General features: G+C 74.3%; 11 protein-coding genes. 3 read left to right on the top strand and 8 right to left on the bottom strand.

Features of this window, described 5'->3' with window-relative positions:
- Positions 1-139: 139 nt before the first annotated feature.
- Together eccB and eccD are read right to left on the bottom strand one after the other, a co-directional pair.
- On the bottom strand, positions 140-1621 hold the full coding sequence (gene eccB, locus ACFO3J_RS23295; RefSeq protein WP_386432398.1) for a type VII secretion protein EccB: 1482 nt from the start codon (positions 1619-1621) through the stop codon (positions 140-142).
- 19 nt (positions 1622-1640) lie between these two features.
- On the bottom strand, positions 1641-3041 hold the full coding sequence (gene eccD / locus ACFO3J_RS23290; protein ID WP_386432395.1) for a type VII secretion integral membrane protein EccD: 1401 nt from the start codon (positions 3039-3041) through the stop codon (positions 1641-1643).
- Positions 3042-3357: 316 nt separating this feature from the next.
- Here eccD and eccCa point away from each other — a divergent pair, with 316 nt between their 5' ends.
- Positions 3358-7266, top strand: a complete 3909-nt coding sequence (gene eccCa, locus ACFO3J_RS23285; RefSeq protein WP_386433069.1) for a type VII secretion protein EccCa — start codon at positions 3358-3360, stop codon at positions 7264-7266.
- Between the two features lie 39 nt (positions 7267-7305).
- Here eccCa and ACFO3J_RS23280 read toward each other — a convergent pair whose 3' ends face one another.
- Positions 7306-8502, bottom strand: coding sequence for a S8 family serine peptidase (locus tag ACFO3J_RS23280; RefSeq protein ID WP_386432392.1), 1197 nt, complete (start codon positions 8500-8502; stop codon positions 7306-7308).
- A 643-nt stretch (positions 8503-9145) separates the two neighbouring features.
- Complete coding sequence (locus ACFO3J_RS23275; protein ID WP_386432389.1) at positions 9146-10492, bottom strand: hypothetical protein; 1347 nt, start codon at positions 10490-10492, stop codon at positions 9146-9148.
- A 347-nt stretch (positions 10493-10839) separates the two neighbouring features.
- Between ACFO3J_RS23275 and ACFO3J_RS23270 the strand changes: the two genes are divergently transcribed.
- The gene (locus tag ACFO3J_RS23270) at positions 10840-11721 is read left to right on the top strand and encodes a sigma factor-like helix-turn-helix DNA-binding protein (protein WP_386432386.1); all 882 of its coding nucleotides are present in this window, start codon (positions 10840-10842) and stop codon (positions 11719-11721) included.
- A 9-nt stretch (positions 11722-11730) separates the two neighbouring features.
- On the opposite strand, the gene ACFO3J_RS23265 is transcribed toward ACFO3J_RS23270, so the two are convergent.
- Positions 11731-12162, bottom strand: coding sequence for a DUF6924 domain-containing protein (locus ACFO3J_RS23265; RefSeq protein ID WP_386432383.1), 432 nt, complete (start codon positions 12160-12162; stop codon positions 11731-11733).
- Between the two features lie 113 nt (positions 12163-12275).
- The gene (locus ACFO3J_RS23260) at positions 12276-12656 is read right to left on the bottom strand and encodes a MerR family transcriptional regulator (RefSeq protein WP_386432380.1); all 381 of its coding nucleotides are present in this window, start codon (positions 12654-12656) and stop codon (positions 12276-12278) included.
- 121 nt (positions 12657-12777) lie between these two features.
- Here ACFO3J_RS23260 and ACFO3J_RS23255 point away from each other — a divergent pair, with 121 nt between their 5' ends.
- Complete coding sequence (locus ACFO3J_RS23255) at positions 12778-13851, top strand: alkene reductase (RefSeq protein WP_386432377.1); 1074 nt, start codon at positions 12778-12780, stop codon at positions 13849-13851.
- Positions 13852-13883: 32 nt separating this feature from the next.
- Here ACFO3J_RS23255 and ACFO3J_RS23250 read toward each other — a convergent pair whose 3' ends face one another.
- Both ACFO3J_RS23250 and ACFO3J_RS23245 read right to left on the bottom strand, forming a co-directional pair.
- Positions 13884-14528, bottom strand: a complete 645-nt coding sequence (locus ACFO3J_RS23250) for a TMEM175 family protein (RefSeq protein WP_386432374.1) — start codon at positions 14526-14528, stop codon at positions 13884-13886.
- A 108-nt stretch (positions 14529-14636) separates the two neighbouring features.
- A complete protein-coding gene (locus ACFO3J_RS23245) occupies positions 14637-17015 on the bottom strand; it encodes a HelD family protein (protein ID WP_386432371.1) in 2379 nt (792 codons plus the stop codon).
- Positions 17016-17238 lie beyond the last annotated feature (223 nt).

The raw sequence follows: 17238 nt of genomic DNA, 5'->3' as shown, positions 1-17238 counted from the left end.
GGAGAAACGTTGAGAACGTGGAGAACTCGGCGAAGGGGAGAGTCGGGGAAAGCGTAGGTCGGCTGTGTTGCCGTACCATCAACTCGCCTTTTTTATAACCCGGTTGGCGATGAAGCGTCGTCTTCGGTCAATGTCCCCTTCACCGTTTCGCCGCCGACGGGCCGCTGACCGGCGCCGCGCAGGCCGGTCCGGTGGTGGCGGCGCCCGCGCCGGCCGCGCTCTGCGGGCTGAGGTCGGGGCCGCTGGGCAGCATCGCCAGCAGGGGGGACGGCAGCGCGGTCGCCTCGGCGCCGGAGAAGCCGAGCGCGGCGACGGCGGCGCGGGTCGGCAGCCGGTATTTCTCCCCGTTGTCCGCGACGAAGTAGGTGGTGTCGCCGGCCGGGGCGCCGTCGGCGCCCAGTGCCCGCACCAGCGCGCCGCGCCCCGGGGTGACGACCACGCCGTCCACCGGCAGGCAGGCCGCCGAGGCGGGTACGTCGCCGCTGACGGCCACCGGGCCCAGCGCGGCCAGCGGCAGCAGCACCGTGGACACCCGGGTGCCGTCCGGCCCGGGAAGCGCCTGCGCGCAGGCCGCCTGCCCGTCGGGGACCGCGGCCGCTTTCGGCGGGGTGGCCGGAGCGCCGGTGCTGGCCGGGGCGCGGCCGGCGGCGCCCGGGGCGAGATGCTGCCGTACCTGGTCCGCGCCGATGGCGACGGCCGACGGCGAACCGTCCCGATAGGCGGCCCGGGTCGCCGGGTCGCCCAGCGCGAGCGTCGCGTCGGTGGCGGTGACGGGCACCAGGCCCTCCCGGCGCAGCTGGTAGTAGGTGGGCGCGCCGGAGCCGGACACGCTGTAGCGGAAGACCTGGCCCACCCGGCCGGGCGCGGAACCCAGCGCCGGACCGGCCGTACCGAGCCCGGGCACCCGGGGTGCGGCCAGGTCGGGGCCGGCCACCAGCGTGTCGAGGAAGGCCGCCGACACCGGGCGCGGGGTCACCGCGCCGTAGCCCAGCGAGATGGCCGCGCCGCTCTTCTCGTCCAGCCGCAGCCTGCTGCCCTGCCAGACCAGGTACGTCGTCCGGTCGGGTCCGCGCACCAGCAGCCCCTGCCGGACGCCCACCGGCACGCCGTCCGCGCTCCGCGCCACCCGCAGCGTGGTCACCGCGGCCCCGGACGCCGTCAGGGTGGAGCACACCTGCCAGGGTCCCCGGTCCAGGTCGCCGGCCGGCGGCACCGACTCCGGGGCGCCGGGCACGCCGAGCGGCGGCCCGATCGGCGTGCCGCGCAGCGATGTGCCGCGCAGGTCCCGCACCTTCAGCTCGGAGCCGGCGATCAGCAGCGCGGAGGCGTAGTTGCGCACCGGCCGCAGCGCGCCGCCGGCGTACAGGTAGCGGGCGCCGGTGTCCTTGTTCACCACGAGGGTGCCGGCCGACCGCCAGGAGTCGTTGCCGCCCGGGACGATCAGCCCGTAGACCAGCGCGCCGGCGGCCACCAGGACCGCGACGATCACCCCGGCGAAGGCGCCGCGGGTGGTGCGGCCCAGCGGGGTCTCGGGTGCGTCGGGGTCGGCCAGCAGCATGCCGGCGGCCAGCCGGCTCATCACGAAGGAGTGGGCCTGGACCTGGTCCCGCTTGCTCTGCATCGCGGTGCGCCCCTTCCCGTCAGCCGTTGATGGCGCGCAGCGCGGCCAGCGCGCCCAGCAGCCACAAGGTGAGCGGCAGCAGCGCCGCGGCCAGCAGGTACTGGATCATCTCGGCGGCCCGGCCCCAGTAGGGGACCATCCGGCGGCCGGGCACCGTCCAGGACGCGATGATCAGCGCCGCGGCCAGCGCCAGCAGCAGCGCCACCAGCAGCTGCCGGTCGCCGCCGCCGGTGCGCGCGCCGGCCGCCAGGCACAGCGCCACCGCCCCGATCGCGCCGGGCACCACGAGCGCGAGCCGCTGCCAGACGTGCACCATGCCCCGGCCGTGCAGGAGCAGCAGCGCGGACAGGGCCAGCGCGGTGAGCAGTTCGGGCAGGCTGGGCCGGATCGCCAGCGGGAGCAGGCAGCCGGCGCAGATCGCGCCGATCGCCCCGTACAGCGCGGTCATCCAGTGGCCCGCCAGCTCCGCGCGGACCTCTATCTCACGGCCCTCGTACGGCTCGATGCCCTCCTGGAGCTGGTGCGGCCCGGTGGGCAGCGGCGGCATCCGCAGGCCGGCGAACCAGAAGGCCAGCATCGGTACGAAGCCGCCCAGCACCACCACCGCGGCGGCCACCACGCAGGCGGCGCTGTCGGCGGACACGTCCGCCGCCACCATCAGCGTCCCGGCCAGGGCGGCGGCGAGCGCGACGACCGCGGCCGACAGGAACATCGGTACGGCGACCGCGGCCACCGCCAGCGCGAGCACCGCGGCCCCGGCGCCGGCCGCGCCGGCCGCCAGCAGCCGGGCGCCCAGCACATGGTTGGCCTGCGGGCCGCCCAGGTCACCGCCGGGCAGCAGCCAGCCGGTCAGCGCCAGCGCGGGGACGGTCAGCACGCCGAGTGTCGCCGCGGCCCCCGCGTCACCGGCCGCGCGGCTGGCGGAAGCCGCGCCGGCCAGCAGCAGCAGCCCGGCGACGGCGGCCACCGCGGCCCGCCGCTCCGGGTCGGCGCCTGGCCAGGCCAGCAGCACCAGCGCGGTGATCACGGTGGCCGCCGCCAGGCCGCGCAGCAGCCGGCGGCCGGCCTCCGGGCTCCAGCCGTGCAGCCGTTCCCTGGTGATGTTGGCGATGCCGTCCACCAGGTCGTCCATCCGCACCTCGGGCAGCGCGTCGCGGTGCGGCCGCAGATAGAGCACCTCGCCGTCCCGCAGGTCCAGCGAGGCGAGGGTGCCCTCGTCGTCCAGCGGCGCGCCGCCGAGGCGCTGCAGCACCCAGCCGCCGTGTTCGAGGCCGCTCTCCTCGGTCTCCTGCCCCGCGTACCGCAGCAGGGTCGGCAGCAGGTCGGAGACCGGCACGTCGGCCGGGGCCGCCAGATCGATCGACCGCGCGGGTGCCCGCACCGTGAGGCGGCACAGACCCGCCACCGAACTGTCAGCCATCGTGGTCGCTCACGCTTCCCGCCGTCGTCACTCGCCCTTTGGGCAGGGGCCCTGGTCCGGGTGGCACACTACTGATCGCAGATGGATCGTGCGTTAACTGCTGGTGCCCGTATGCCGGTTGAGTCCGGCGGTGGGCGCCGATTCCTGTTCGTCCCGTCGTTCCGTCGTACCGCCGTCCGGCTGTCCCCCCCGCGGTCCGGCGGTCCGGCTGCTCCCGCCGTCCGGCTGTTCCCGCTGTCCCGCTGTCATGAGACCGAGGTACGCGTCTGTGAGCGTGGTCCTGTTCCGCCGCCCGGCGCGCCGTCCCGGTCCCGAGATGCCCGGCGGCGAGATGTCCCTCCAGGAACCGCCGACGCTGCCGGAGACCGTGCCGGACTCCTCGGGCGTCTGGACGTATCTGCCGATGGCGATGATGTCGGTGTCGATGATGCTGGTCATCATCCGGCCCGGCGGCACCGGCAACTCGCTTGGCTATCTGGCGCTGGGCATGATGGTGATGGCGTCGGCGGCCATGCTGGTCGGCCAGCTCGTCCGCAAGGGCAGCGACCGCAAGCAGCGGCTGCGCGGCGAACGCCGGGACTATCTGCGGTACTTGACGCAGACCCGGCGCAAGGTGCAGCGCGCGGTGATCGACCAGCAGCTCGCGCTGGCCTGGCGCCACCCCGACCCGGCCACCTTGCGGTCCATGGTCCGCACCACCAGGCTGTGGGAACGCCGGCCGGAGGACGACGACTTCGCCGAGGTCCGGGTCGCGGTCGGCGACCAGCAGCTGGCGATGCGGCTCACCCCGGTGACCACCAAGCCCGTCGAGGACCTGGAGCCGCTGTCCGCGCACGCGCTGCGCCGCTTCCTGCGGGCGTACAGCACGGTCCCCGACCAGCCGATCGCGGTGTATCTGCGGTCCTGGTCACGGGTGCTGCTGCGCGGCGACGAGGACGCGATCCGCGGCGCGGTACGGGCCATGCTGTGCCAACTGGCGCTGTTCCACCCGCCGGAGGAGCTGTGGATCGCGCTGTGCGTGTCCGACGGGCGGCGCGCCGACTGGGACTGGGTGAAGTGGCTGCCGCACACCCTGCACCCGCACGACAGCGACGGCGCCGGGCCGGCCCGGATGGTGACCGCCGCGGTCGGCGAGCTGGAAGACCTGATGGGCCCGGATCTCACCGACCGGCCGGACTACGACCCGGAGGCGGCGCCGGCCCGCGACGAGCCGTTCACCGTGATCGTGCTGGACGGTGCCCCGGTGCCCGGCGGCCACCGGATGGACGGCCCCGGCTACCGCAACACGGTCGTCCTCGACCTCTCGCAGGCGCTGAGCTGGCGCCCCGGCCGCACCACGCTGCGACTGGACATCGAGGCGGACGCGGTACGGCTGGTGCGCACCGACCGCAGCCGCAAGGAGCAGTCCACCCGGCTGGGCCGCCCCGACGCGACCGGCCCGCGGGCCGCCGAGTCGCTGGCCCGCACCCTGGCGCCGTACCGGATGAGCCTGACCACCGACGCCGAACCGCTGTCCACCGACGTGCAGTTGACGACGCTGCTGGGCATACCCGACCTCTACCGCCACGACCCGGCGGCGCTGTGGCGGCGCGCGACAGGCTCGGCCCGGTTGCGGGTGCCGATCGCGGTGGGTGCGGACGGGCGGGCGGTGGAGCTGGATATCAAGGAGTCGGCGCAGGGGGGTATGGGTCCGCACGGGATGCTGATCGGTGCGACGGGTTCGGGCAAGAGCGAGCTGCTGCGCACGCTGGTGCTGGGGCTGGCGTTGACGCATTCGTCGGAGACGCTGAACTTCGTGCTGGTGGACTTCAAGGGGGGTGCGACGTTCCTGGGTCTGGACGAGCTGCCGCACACGTCGGCGGTGATCACCAACCTGGCGGACGAGGCGGCGCTGGTGTCGCGGATGCAGGACGCGCTGCACGGTGAGCTGATCCGGCGGCAGGAGCTTTTGCGGGCGGCGGGGAACTACACCTCGGCGCTGGAGTACGAGCGGGCCAGGGCCGGCGGGGCGGCGCTGGCGCCGCTGCCGAGCCTGTTCGTGGTGGTCGACGAGTTCAGTGAGCTGCTGGCGGCGCACCGGGAGTTCATGGACCTGTTCGTGATGATCGGCCGGCTGGGCCGCTCGCTGGGGGTGCATCTGCTGCTGGCCTCGCAGCGCCTGGACGAGGGGCGTATGCACCAGCTGGAGTCCCACCTGTCCTACCGGGTCGGCCTGCGGACCTTCTCGGCCATGGAAAGCCGGGGCGTCCTGGGCGTGCCCGACGCCTACGAACTGCCCTCCCAGCCCGGCAGCGGCTTCCTCAAGAGCGGCATCGAAGCCCTCACCCGCTTCCGCGCCGCCTACGTCTCCGGCACCTACCGCCACCGCGCGGCGGCGTCGTCGATCGTCGCCAGCCAGGTCGTCCCCTGGACCACCGACTGGGTGGTGCCGCGGCTCCCGTCGGCGGTCCCCGAGCCGGTGGCGGAGGACGACGGGGCGACCCTGCTGTCGGTGGCGCTGGACCGGCTGCGCGACGCCGGACCGCCCGCCCACCAGGTGTGGCTGCCGCCGCTCGGCCTGCCGCCCGCGCTGGACACCCTGCTGCCCGGCATCGCCCCGGCCGGCGACCTCGGCCTGCGGGCCGCGGACCGGCCGGGCGCGGGCCGGCTGCGGGTCCCGGTCGGCATCGTCGACAAGCCCTTCGAGCAGCGCCGCGACCCGCTGGTGGTGGACCTGTCGGGGGCCGGCGGCCATGTCGCGGTCGCGGGCGGCTCGCAGAGCGGCAAGTCCACGGTGGTCCGCAGCCTGATCTCCGCGCTGGCGCTCACCCACACCCCGCGCGAAGTGCAGTTCTACTGCCTGGACTTCGGCGGCGGCACCCTGTCCGGCCTGGCCGGGCTGCCCCATGTCGGCGGGGTCGCCGCGCGGATGGACAGCGAGCGGATCTCCCGTACCGTCGCCGAGGTCGGCGCGGTGATGGCCCACCGCGAGCAGCTCTTCCTCGACCACAACATCGACTCGATGGCCTCCTACCGGCGCCGCCGCGCCGCCGGGGAGTTCGCCGACGAGCCGCACGGCGACGTCTTCCTCGTCATCGACGGCTGGTCCACCGTCCGCCAGGACTTCGACACCTTCGTGCCCGTCTTCAACCAACTGGCCGCCCGGGGACTGAACTACGGCATCCACCTGGTGGTCACCACCACCCGCTGGGTCGAGTTGTCGGCGCAGGTCCGCGACCAGGCCGGTACGAAGCTGGAGTTGCGGCTCGGCGACACCATGGACTCGGTGGTCGACATCCGCAAGGCGGCCTCCGTACCGCGCAGTCCCGGCCGCGGCCTGACCACCGACGGCAAGCTGCACTTCCTCGCCGCCCTGCCCCGCATCGACGGCCGCCAGGGCGCGGAGGACCTCAGCGAGGGCGTCACCGCGCTGGTCGAGCGGGTCCGGGCGCACTGGCACCACCCGGTGGCGCCGCAAGTGCGCATGCTCCCGCACCGGTTGCCGGCCGCCGAGCTGCCCGCCCCCGAACTCACCGACGGGCTGCGGCTGCCGCTCGGCCTGGACGAGGAGGGGCTGGCCCCGGTGTGGCACGACTTCAGCCGCACCCCGCACCTGATGGCCGTCGGCGACACCGAGAGCGGCAAGACCAATCTGCTGCGGCTGATGGCCAGGGCGATCACCGACCGGTACGCGCCCGAAGAGGCACGCATCCTCGTGGTGGACTACCGCCGCGACCTCCTGGACGCCGTCCCGGCGGAGTACCGCCTCGGCCACGCCGTCTCGCTGGACGCGCTGCGCGAGCTCGTGTCCGGCTCCGCCCGCGCCCTCAAGACCCGTGTGCCCGGCGCCGACATCTCCCCCGCCCGGATGCGGCTGGCCGACTGGTGGTCGGGGCCGCAGCTCTTCGTGCTGGTCGACGACTACGACATGATCGGCGGCGGCAACGCCTTCGACCATCCCTTCAGCCCGCTCTTCGACCACCTCGCCCTCGGCCACGAGGTCGGCCTGCACATCGTGGTCACCCGCTCCGCGACGGGCGCGGGCCGGGGCCTGAACGACCAGCTCCTGCGGCGCCTCGACGAGGTCAACACGCCCGCGCTGCTACTGTCCTGCCCGCCGTCCGAGGGATACGTCTTCGGGAACATCAAGCCGCGGAACCTGCCGGCCGGCCGGGCGCTGCACATCGCGCGGCGCAAGGCGCGGCTGATGCAGACGGCCTTCCAGGAGCCGCCGGAGCGCGGCTGATCCCGGGCCGGCGGCCGGCCCAGACCACTGGCGGCCGGCTCAGGCCACCGGTGGCATCCGCCGCAGGCGGGTGCGGGCACGGGCGCGCGGGAAGGTGGCGGCGATCCACGCCGTGGCCAGGACGAGGGCCAGGGCGAGGCCGGCCAGGAGTTCGGCGCGGTGGGCGGCGCGCGCCGGGCCGGGGTCGGTGGACAGGACCACGGCGGGGGCGGCGGGGGCGGTCGGCGCGCCCGCGGCCCGCGGGCGGACCGCGTTGACCGCCGCGTAGGGGTCGAGCCGCGGGATGTCGTCCGGGTAGGCGGTGGCGGTGAGCCGGGCGGCGGTCTGCGCCGCGCTGAGCTCCGGGTGCAGGGAGCGGACGAGCGCGGCGGTGCCCGCGACATACGCGGCGGCGAAGGAGGCGCCGGAGCCGAGGTAATGGCCCTTGCCCGCCGGGCCCACGCCGACGACACCGTCACCGGGGGCGGCCAGGTCCGCGCTCAGCGGTACGACCGCGCCGCGCGGCCGGGCCAGGGCGGCGTCGTCGTCCACGACGGACAGCACGGCGGGGAGCGCGGCCGGGTAGTAGGCGCGAGGGGCGGCGGGCGTGCTCCCGGCGCCGCTCGCGGTCGGGTCCGGCGCCGCGGCGGCGACCACGAGCGCGTCGTGCCGCCCGGCCTCCGCGACCGCCGAGGCGAGCGCGGCGGAGGAACCCTCCAGCGCCAGCGACACCTCGATCACCTTCGCGCCGGCCCGCGCGGCGGCCCTGATCCCGGCTGCCACGGACGCCGCGGTCGCCGCACCGCGCTCGTCGGTGCCGCGCACCGCCAGCACACGCGCGCCCGGCACGACCCCGGCGAACCGCACCCCGGCGGTCGGCGCCGCCGCCACGATGCCGGCCGCGAACGTCCCGTGCCCCACGCAGTCGTGCCCGGCGCCGCCGACCGCGGTGACGCGGCCCTTGAGCGCGGGCGCCGCCGTCGACACCCCGGTGTCCACCACCGCGACCAGCACCCCGGCGCCGTCCCCCGCCCGCCGTACCAGGTCGAGTCCCAGCGCCCCCTGCTCCCACGGCATCGCGGCGGCGACCGACTTCGACGCCCCCGTGCACGCGGCCCCGTCGGCCAGCCGCGCGGGCACCACCGGCAGACTCACCCCGCCCTGCGGCACGGCCGTCACCGGTCCCGCCGCCACCAGCACCGCGACCACCGCACCGAGGACCGCCCCGGCCCCCCGCACCGCACCTTCGCCCGCCACCGACCCCGCCTCTCCCCGCACCACCACCCCCGGCCGCCCCCATCATGCCGCCCCCTCCCCCTCCCCGGGCCCACCAACCCCATCGCGCCATGGGCTCGTTGGGAGCCGTTCGCACGAAGGCGGCCGGCCGAGCGGCCGGCCGGGATCAACGGCTCCGGAAAGCGCGGCACCCGCTGACCGGGGCCCGGCAGGGGACATGGAGGGGCACGGTTCAGCGGCTGAGGGCGGCGCCGAGGCCGGTCGGGGCGCCGGTCGGGGCGCCGGTCCTCCGGTGCGCACCCGCTGCCGGCCGGGGCGGCGGAGTCCGCGTTCGCCACCCGGTACCTGCTGCCCGACAGCGCGGTGCGGCCGCGCGAACGCCGAGCGCGGCGCGGACGGGCAGCCCTGCCCGCTGGCCACCCGGGGGATGGGGCGGGGCGGGTGGCGCCAGCAGTCCGGCGGGAGAACCGCCGCGCCCCCCGACGGCCGGAAGCGCCTGGGTGACGCCGTGTTTGCTGGGGGCGCTTCGGAGTCGCCCACGAAGACTCCGAGTTCATGGGGAGTTCTTCGACACCTGTGTCCCGCCACCCGGCGGCGCGCGCGACGGGTGGCGGGACACGGGCGGTGGCCGCCCCCGCCCTGGAGGGGCGGGGGCGGCGGGGAGTTACTTGGTGATGGTGACCGACGCGGTCGCGGAGGCCGCGCCGTGCACGGCGTCGCCGGCGTAGTCGATCCGGTAGACGGCGGTGCCCTTGACCGTCGGGATGTCGGCGGCCTTCCAGGCGCCGTTCGCCTTGACCGGGACGGTGGTGACGACCGTCCCGCCGGGGTTGGCGGAGTCGGTCCGGGTGAGGGTCACCGTGCTGCCGGCCGTGATCGCCGTCTGCGAGGTGAGCTTGCCCTTGAGGGTGAGCGCCTTGCCCTTGCGCGCGGTGGCGGGCGCGGTGATCGTGACCGTGCTGGGCGAGTCGGGCGCCCCGATCACCTGGAGGGAGATCGGGCCGTCGAAGCCGTTCGTGGTCAGGGCGAAGAGCACTGTGCCGGTCGGGTCCCAGGCCAGGCCGGCCGGCAGCAGTTCCTGCCCCAGCTCGTAGCTGTGCTCCGGAGTTCCCTGCCCCTGGGCGAAGACGTAGACGTCGTCGTCGTAGTACGCGTCGACGCCGGCCGCCACCGTCCCGTCCGGGGCGACGGCCACCGCGTCCGGGTAGGGCCCGGTCGGGTAGGTGCCGTCCGCCGACAGGTCCGCGAGCTTGAAGACCTGCTGGAAGTACGGCGCCCCGCTGGCGGTGATCAGGTCCTTGCCGTCCGGGGTGATCGCCATGTCGGCGATGTCGCCGGTGCCGCCCGAGGCGGTGCCCGGATCCCAGACGGAGACCTTGGTGACCTTCGTGCCGGAGGAGACGTCGTAGACCGTGACGGTCGGCGGGCTGACGCCGTCGTCCGCGGCCACGAGCACGCCGGGCGCCGACGGCGAGGCGGCCAGCCGGGGCGCGTTGTAGTACTCGTACGCCGTGGTGGGGTCCAGGGTGACCCGCGGCTGGGCCGCGGACAGGTCGATCGAGCCGATCCGGCCGCCGCCGGACTGGCCGTACCCGAACCACAAGGTGTTGCCGACCAGCGCCAGGTGGGCCGGGTCGGTGCCCGCCCCGGTGGCGTAGCGGGCGGACTCGGTGAGTGTCGCGGTGTCGATCGCGGCGATCGCGTCACCGCTCTGCAGCGCCACGTACAGCGTGCCGGAGTCGGACGACAGCGCCAGCCCCTCGGCGCCGTACTCGCCGGTGATCTGCCCGACGACCGTGCCGGCGAAGTCGGTCACCACGATCTTGCTGGCCTGCGGGTCGCTGATCAGCAGATGGTGGTGCACTCCGTCGACGACGACGCCGGAGTAGGAGCTCAGCGGCAGCACCGCCGTCCCGTCTGCCGAAGCGGGTGCCGCTCCGGCGGCGAGCAGTGAGCCCGCGGCCGCCGCTACCGCGACAGAGACCCCCAGGAACTTCCGTTGCAAGGACATGTGTGTCCCCGCCCCCTTCCCTCACAACGCGGCGGAGGGTTCCCCCGCGCGACCCACAACGTAACCCAGGCCACCGACAACTCCCTTATGAATAAAAGGAGTTGAGCATTCCGTCGACGCCCGGGAACGTTCGGGCGGACGGTCGGTGACCGGCCGCGGCACGCTGCGCCGCGCGCCGGGGCGCCCGCGTGTCACAAAAGGCCGGGCGATCGCGTCACTAGGTCGGGAAACACGTTCGGGACGCGGAAGGTGATGGGCATGCGGGTGTTCGTGACGGGCGGGACCGGGGCGCCGGGGCGGCGGCCGGTGCCCCGGCTCGTGGCGCGGGGCTTCGAGCGGGCATCGGCGTGACGCGCACCGAGGAGTTCGAGGAGCTGCGGCCGCTGCTGTTCTCGATCGCGTACCGGATCGTCGGCAGTGCCGGCGAGGCCGAGGACGCGGTCCGGGAGACCTGGCTGCGTTACGAGATGTCCGCGAGCCGGCCCGTCCCGGCCAGGGCGTTCCTCTCGGCGGTGGTGACCCGGGTCTCGATCGACGTGCTGCGCTCGGCCCGGCTCCGGCGTGCGGGGCATCAGGAACATCAGGAACATCAGGAATACGGCGGACCCCGGTCTCCCGACCCGCTGCCGGCGGCGGCGCTGCCGCTGCTCGACCGGCTCAGCCCGCTCGAACGCGCGGTGTTCGTGCTCCGGGAGGTGTTCGGCTTCGGCTTCCCGGAGATCGCCGCCGCCGTGGGCCGGCCTGAGGAGGCGTGCCGCGGGCTCGCGGTGCGGGCTCGCCGCCATATGGCGGCGGGCGGGCGCCCGTTGAAGGCCGACGGCGAGGAGCGGGAGAAGCTCGCCGAGCGGTTCTTCGACGCCTTCCGGGCGGGCGACATCGACGGGCTGCGGGACCTCCTGGCCACCGACGTCCGGCTGGTCGACGACGGCGGCGGCACGGCGCCGCGGCCGGCCGGGTACGTCACCGGTCCCGAGCACGCGGCCCGTGCGCTCGCCGCGCTCCATCCGCTGTTGACCGGGGCCGGCGTGGCGGCGGAGCCGCACGAGGTGGACGGCCGGCCGGGCGCGGTCTTCCACCACCCGGACGGCCAGGTTCTCGGCGCCCTGGTGCTCGACATCCTCGACGGCCGGGTCCGGACGGTCCGTACGCTCGTCCACCCGGGCGGGCCCGGGCGCGGGGGTCCCGTCGCCGACGCCCGGGCAGGCGACCGCGGGGCGGACCGCGGGTGAGGCGCGGGATCAGAAGAACTCGTGGGGGGCGAAGTCCTCGAAGTCCATGTTGCCGAGCGAGAGATTGCAGTGGATGTCGTGCGGGGTCTGCCGCGGCTCGGTCCGGAACTCGCGGCAGTCGTCCTCGGGGTCGGTGTTCACCGCCAGCAGTTCCCGCAGGTCGCTCTCCATCGTGACCCGGTCGGCCAGGAACACGACCGACCAGCCGCTCTCGCCGCCGTCCTCGCCGCCGGTGAGGGCGGCCAGCACGTCTTCCGCGCTCGCCTCCGCCCACTCCGGGTCGTCGACGTACACGACCTGCTGGACGGACTCCTCGCCCTTCGGGCCCCAGGGCTCCGCCAGCGCCGCCCGCACGGCGTCCCAGGCCCGCTGGTCGCGGTAGTCGGTCCTGACGACCAGGAGATCGGGGTAGTACTCGTCGGTTGTCGGCAAGGTCCGCATGGCTCCGCTTCCCTGGACGGGCGACCACCCCGCGGTGGTCGTTCGCCGGGGAGTCTACGAGCGGGGTCCGACAGTGCTTCCGGGCGCGGTCATCCGCTCGGCCCGCGCCGGGTTCACGAGCCGGCCGCCGCGGTCGTCAGGCTCTCCCGGTAGGTGCGGGCGATCGCCATGAGCCCGTCGAGGGCGTCCCGGGTGCGGACGAGGTCGGCGATGTGCGCCGAGAGCCGGTCGCGCTCCTGCGCCATCCGCTCCAGCGCGGCGTCGGAGTTCGCCTGGCTGGGCGCGTCGGCGCACGGCAGCAGTTCGGCGATGATGCGGCTGGACAGACCCGCGGCGTACAACCGCTGGATGAACCTGACCCGTTCGACCTTGTCGTCGGTGTAGTGCCGTTGCCCGCTGGAGCTGCGGACGCTGAAGATCAGCCCCTGCTCCTCGTAGTAGCGCAGGGACCGGACGCTCACCCCGGCCCGCGACGCGAGTTCCCCGATGCGCATGGTGTCCTCCCGGCGGTGGTTCGCGGCACACAGAGCTTGCCTCTGACGTCAATGTCAGGTTCTAGCGTAGCGCTGTGCCCGGGATTCCGGGCGCGACGGACCACCAAAAAGGAGTCCTGCGGTGCCAACCCTTTTCCAGAGCCTGCGACTTGGCGAACTGACGCTGCCGAACCGGGTCGTGATGGCCCCGATGTCACGGGTGCGGGCCGCCGCCGGCGGCCTGGCGACACCGTCGATGGCGACGTACTACGCGCAGCGGGCGACGGCCGGGCTGATCGTGACCGAGGGGGTGCAGCCGAGCCTGATCGGGCAGTCCAACCCGGGAACACCGGGGCTGCACACCGATGAGCAGGTCGCCGCGTGGCAGCCGGTGACCGCCGCCGTACACGCCAACGGCGGGCGGATCTTCGCGCAGATCATGCACGGCGGACGTGTCTCCCATCCCGACACCACCGGCATGCGGCCGATCGGACCCTCCGAAGTCCCCGCCGTCGGCGATGTGTTCACCCCCACCGGCCCCCAACCGGCCCCGACACCGCGCGCGCTGACCACCGCCGAGGTGCCCGAGCAGGCCCGGTCCTACGCCGAGGCCGCCCGCCGCGCGATCGAGGCCGGCTTCGACGGGGTCGAGCTGCACGGCGCCAACGGCTATCTGATCTCGCAGTTCCTCTCCTCCAACGCCAATCTGCGCGAGGACCGCTACGGAGGCCCGGTCGCCCACCGGATCCGGTTCGCCGTCGAGGCGGTGGCCGCCACCGTGGACGCCGTCGGCAAGGCCAGGACCGGCATCCGCCTCTCGCCGGGCGGGGCGTTCTGGGGCGTGGAGGAGACCGACATCCCGGAGCTCTACGCCGCGCTGCTGGCCGAGCTGGCCCGGCTCGACGTGGCCTATGTCCATCTTGAGGCCACCGTCGACGAGCAGCTGCTGCTCGGGCTGCGCCGGGCGTGGCCGGGCGTGCTCGTGATGAACCCGGTGTTCCCGATGGGACCCAAGCAGACCGGCCGGGCCGAGGCCGATCACTGGCTGGGGCTGGGGGCCGACCTCATCAGCTTCGGCCGCGGCTTCATCGCCAATCCCGACCTGGTCGAGCGGCTGCGCATCGGACTGCCGATCGCCCCCGTGGACGAGGCCACCTACTTCCAGGGCGGTGACACGGGCTATCTGACCTACCCCGCGTATCAGCACGCGGGCTGACACCGGGCCCGCGCAATTCCCCTGACGGTAAGTCAGGCGTCCTGGACGCCCTGGCGGCGGGCGCGCAGCGGGCGGTACACCCGGTTGGCCAGCAGCGGGCCGGCGATCCACAGCACCCAACCGTAGGGGGTGGCGAAGAAGACCGGGATGGACAGGCCGAAGCCGAGGATGATGCCGTACAGCTCGTCCTCCCGGCGGGCCGCGGCGGGCGGGCGGAATCCCTCGGCGCGCAGCTGGCCGGTGGTCAGGTGGTACGAGATCGCGAGCAGCGCGAGCCCGGCCAGCACCTGGAGGAGCGCGTAGAACCCGTACCGCAGGGCGTGCGCGCCGAGGCTGTCGCCGCCCTCCGTGGTGAGCATCTTCGTGGCGAGGGGATTCACCACGATCGTCAGCAGCCAGAACATGTTGATCAGCCGCAGCGGCGTATCGACCCGCTCGACGGCGCGGAATATGCGGTGGTGCCCGCCCCACGACGCGGCGATCACCATGAAACTGATCAGGAACGCCAGATAGTGGCCGTCGTTCTCCCGGACCGACTTCCAGAACTCCGAGGCGTCGCGCCCGGCGGGAACGGGGAGTTCGAGCGCGAGCAGGGTGATGGCGATCGCGACCACCGCGTCGGAGAAGAGGATCAGCCGATCGGTGCCGCGCGCCTCGAAGGCCTCTTCGTTGTCCACGGTGCGTCTCCCCTGGTGGCGTGGTGGGTGGGAGCCGCTCGTCCGGCTCCCACCGACGGCGGCCCAGTAGACCACCGCCCGCCTCGCCGGGTACAGCCGGGGTTTCGTTCAGCGGGGGTCCAGGCCCGCCAGCATCGGCGGCAACTCCCGGCTGTGGATGACCCCCAGGCTCTTCGTCCCCCGGGTGAGGGCGACATAGAGGTCGTTCACACCGCGGTTGTGCGCCGCCAGGATCTCCGCGGGTTCCACGACGAGGACCGCGTCGAACTCGAGTCCCTTGGCCTGGGCGGCCGTCATCAGGGCGACCGGCGAATCCAGCGCCGACGGACCGTCGGCGCGGGTGACACCGTCCAAGGCGGCGAGCCGGTCGATCAGTTCGGGCCGCCAGCCGGGGGCGTGGACGATCACCATCCTGCCACCGCCAAGCACCGCGATCTCCTCGCGGACGGCGCCGAGCAGCGCCGGTCCCGGGTCGTCCTCGGGGATCAGCAGGCTCCAGGGGCGGGTCCCGCCGTCGCGCACCGCGCTGGGAGCGGTGAGCGCCGGGTCGATCGCGCGCAGCACCCCCTCGGTGACTCGCATGATCTCGGCCGGGGTCCGGTAGTTGATGGTGAGCTCGACCGTGCGCCAGCGGCCCGCGGTGTATTCGTCCAGCGCCTCGCCCCAGGAGCTGAGCGCGGCCGGGGCGCCGCTCTGCGCCAGGTCGCCGACGATCGTCATCGAACGGCCGGGGCAGCGGCGGGTCAGCAGCCGCCAGGCCATGGGGGACAGCTCCTGCGCCTCGTCCACGATCACATGCCCGAAGCCCCAGGTCCGGTCCTCCGCCGCGCGCTCGGCCAGCGGGCGCAGCGACTCCTCGCCCCGGTACTGGCTCGCCAGCATCTCCGCGTCGATCTCGACCAGCCCCGCGCCGAAGTCCTCCAGGACGACCTTCGCGAACTCCAGGTCCCTGGCCTCGGCGGCGGCGTCGGCCCGCCGGGACGCGGTGCTGCCGGGCAGCGGGCCGAGCAGTTCGGCGGCCTCGTCGAGCAGCGGGACGTCGGCGACGGTCCAGACGGCGGCCGGCCCGTCCGGGCCCGGGCGCTCGCGCAGCAGCGCGGCGCGCTGCTCCTCGGAAAAGCCGGGCATGGCGCTCGCCAGCAGCTCCGGGGAGCCGAACAGGGCGGTGAGCAGCTGCTCCGGGGTCAGCAGCGGCCACAGCTTCTGGGCCAGCGCCTGGAGTTCGGGCTCGTGGACGAGCGCGTCGGCGAGGTCGGCCACGTCGTCCAGGTCCATGGTCCCGCCCCGGCTCCTGGCGATCCGCAGCGCCAGCTCCGAGGAGAGCCGCTCGACCAGATCGGACCGGGCCGCGTTGTGGGTTTCGCCGGAGCGGCGCGCGGCGGCCTGGGCCCGCTCGCACAGGGCCCGGCCGACCTCCAGCTCGTCCGGGTGGGCCGACCTCCTGTTCACGGTGATGGTCCACGACGTCTCCGGCAGCAGCCGCGAGTCCTCCAGCGCGGCGGCGAGCACCCCGGCCATCCGGGCGTCGCCCTTGACCGCCTCCGCCTCGGGCGTCTCCGTGTCGGCGCCGGTCACACCCGGGTAGAGCGCGCCGATGCTGCTCAGGACGACCTCGCTCTCGCCGAGCGCCGGGAGCACCTGGTCGATGTAGCGCAGGAAGGTGGTGTTCGGCCCGATGACCAGCACACCGCGCTTGGCCAGCCGGTCGCGGTGGGTGTAGAGCAGGTAGGCGGCGCGGTGCAGGGCGACCACGGTCTTGCCGGTGCCGGGACCGCCCTGCACGACCAGCACGCCGCCGAGCGCCGAGCGGATGATCCGGTCCTGCTCGGCCTGGATGGTGGAGACGATGTCGCCCATCCGCCCGGTCCTGGCCGCCGTCAGCGAGGCGAGCAGCGCGGCCTCGCCGCTGAGCTCGGAGTTGTCCCGGCCTTCCAGGGCATTCACACCGAAGGCGTCGTCGTCGAAGTCGACGACGGTCCGGCCCTTGCTGCGCAGGTGCCGCCGCGCCACCACCCCGTCGGGCGCGGCGGGCGTCGCCCGGTAGAACGGCTCGGCGGCCGACGCCCGCCAGTCGATGAGCAGCGGCTCGTGGTCCTCGTCCGCCAGCGCGATCCGGCCGATGTACCGCCGCTCGCCGTCGGCGCCCTCGATCCGGCCGAAGCAGAGCCCGTACTCAGCGGCGTAGAGCTCCGACAGCCGCCGGGTGTGGTGGATCTCCAGCATGTCGCGCTCCATCCGGGACTGGAGCGTGCCGCCCCGGTCCTGGAGATGGATCTCGCGCAGCCGGGCCGTGGCGAGTTCGCGCTGGGCCTCGAAGCGGTCGTACAGCCTGCCGACGTAGGCGTTCTCCGCCCGCAGCTCCGCGGCCCGCCAGTCCTCGGCGGACCCGGCGCCGGACGGCGACGAGGGTGACGAGGGTGACGAGGAGGACCGGGGCGACGACGGGGACGACGGTGACGACGACGGAGGGGCCAACGCTTGCTCCATGGACTCAGGACCCTCAATTGACCGGGCAATTGATCGGGCACTCGATCGGACAACGGGGTGAGGAGGACAGCGGGACGCGGCAGTGGGCGGCTTCCGGCCTCGGCCAGCGATTCTGCGGTACGACGGGGGTCTTGCCGCAAGCCCCCCACTACGATATATATTTATTCTGGCGAGGAGTGAGTACACCTCCGTTCCCGGGAACAGCACCGCGAGGGGCCGCCGC

The sequence above is a fragment of the Streptomyces polygonati genome (genome assembly GCF_042650325.1).
Taxonomy (GTDB): Bacteria; Actinomycetota; Actinomycetes; order Streptomycetales; family Streptomycetaceae; genus Actinacidiphila; species Actinacidiphila polygonati.
The sequence above is the reverse complement of the archived record's forward strand: the minus strand, read 5'-3'. Positions and strand labels throughout refer to the sequence as shown.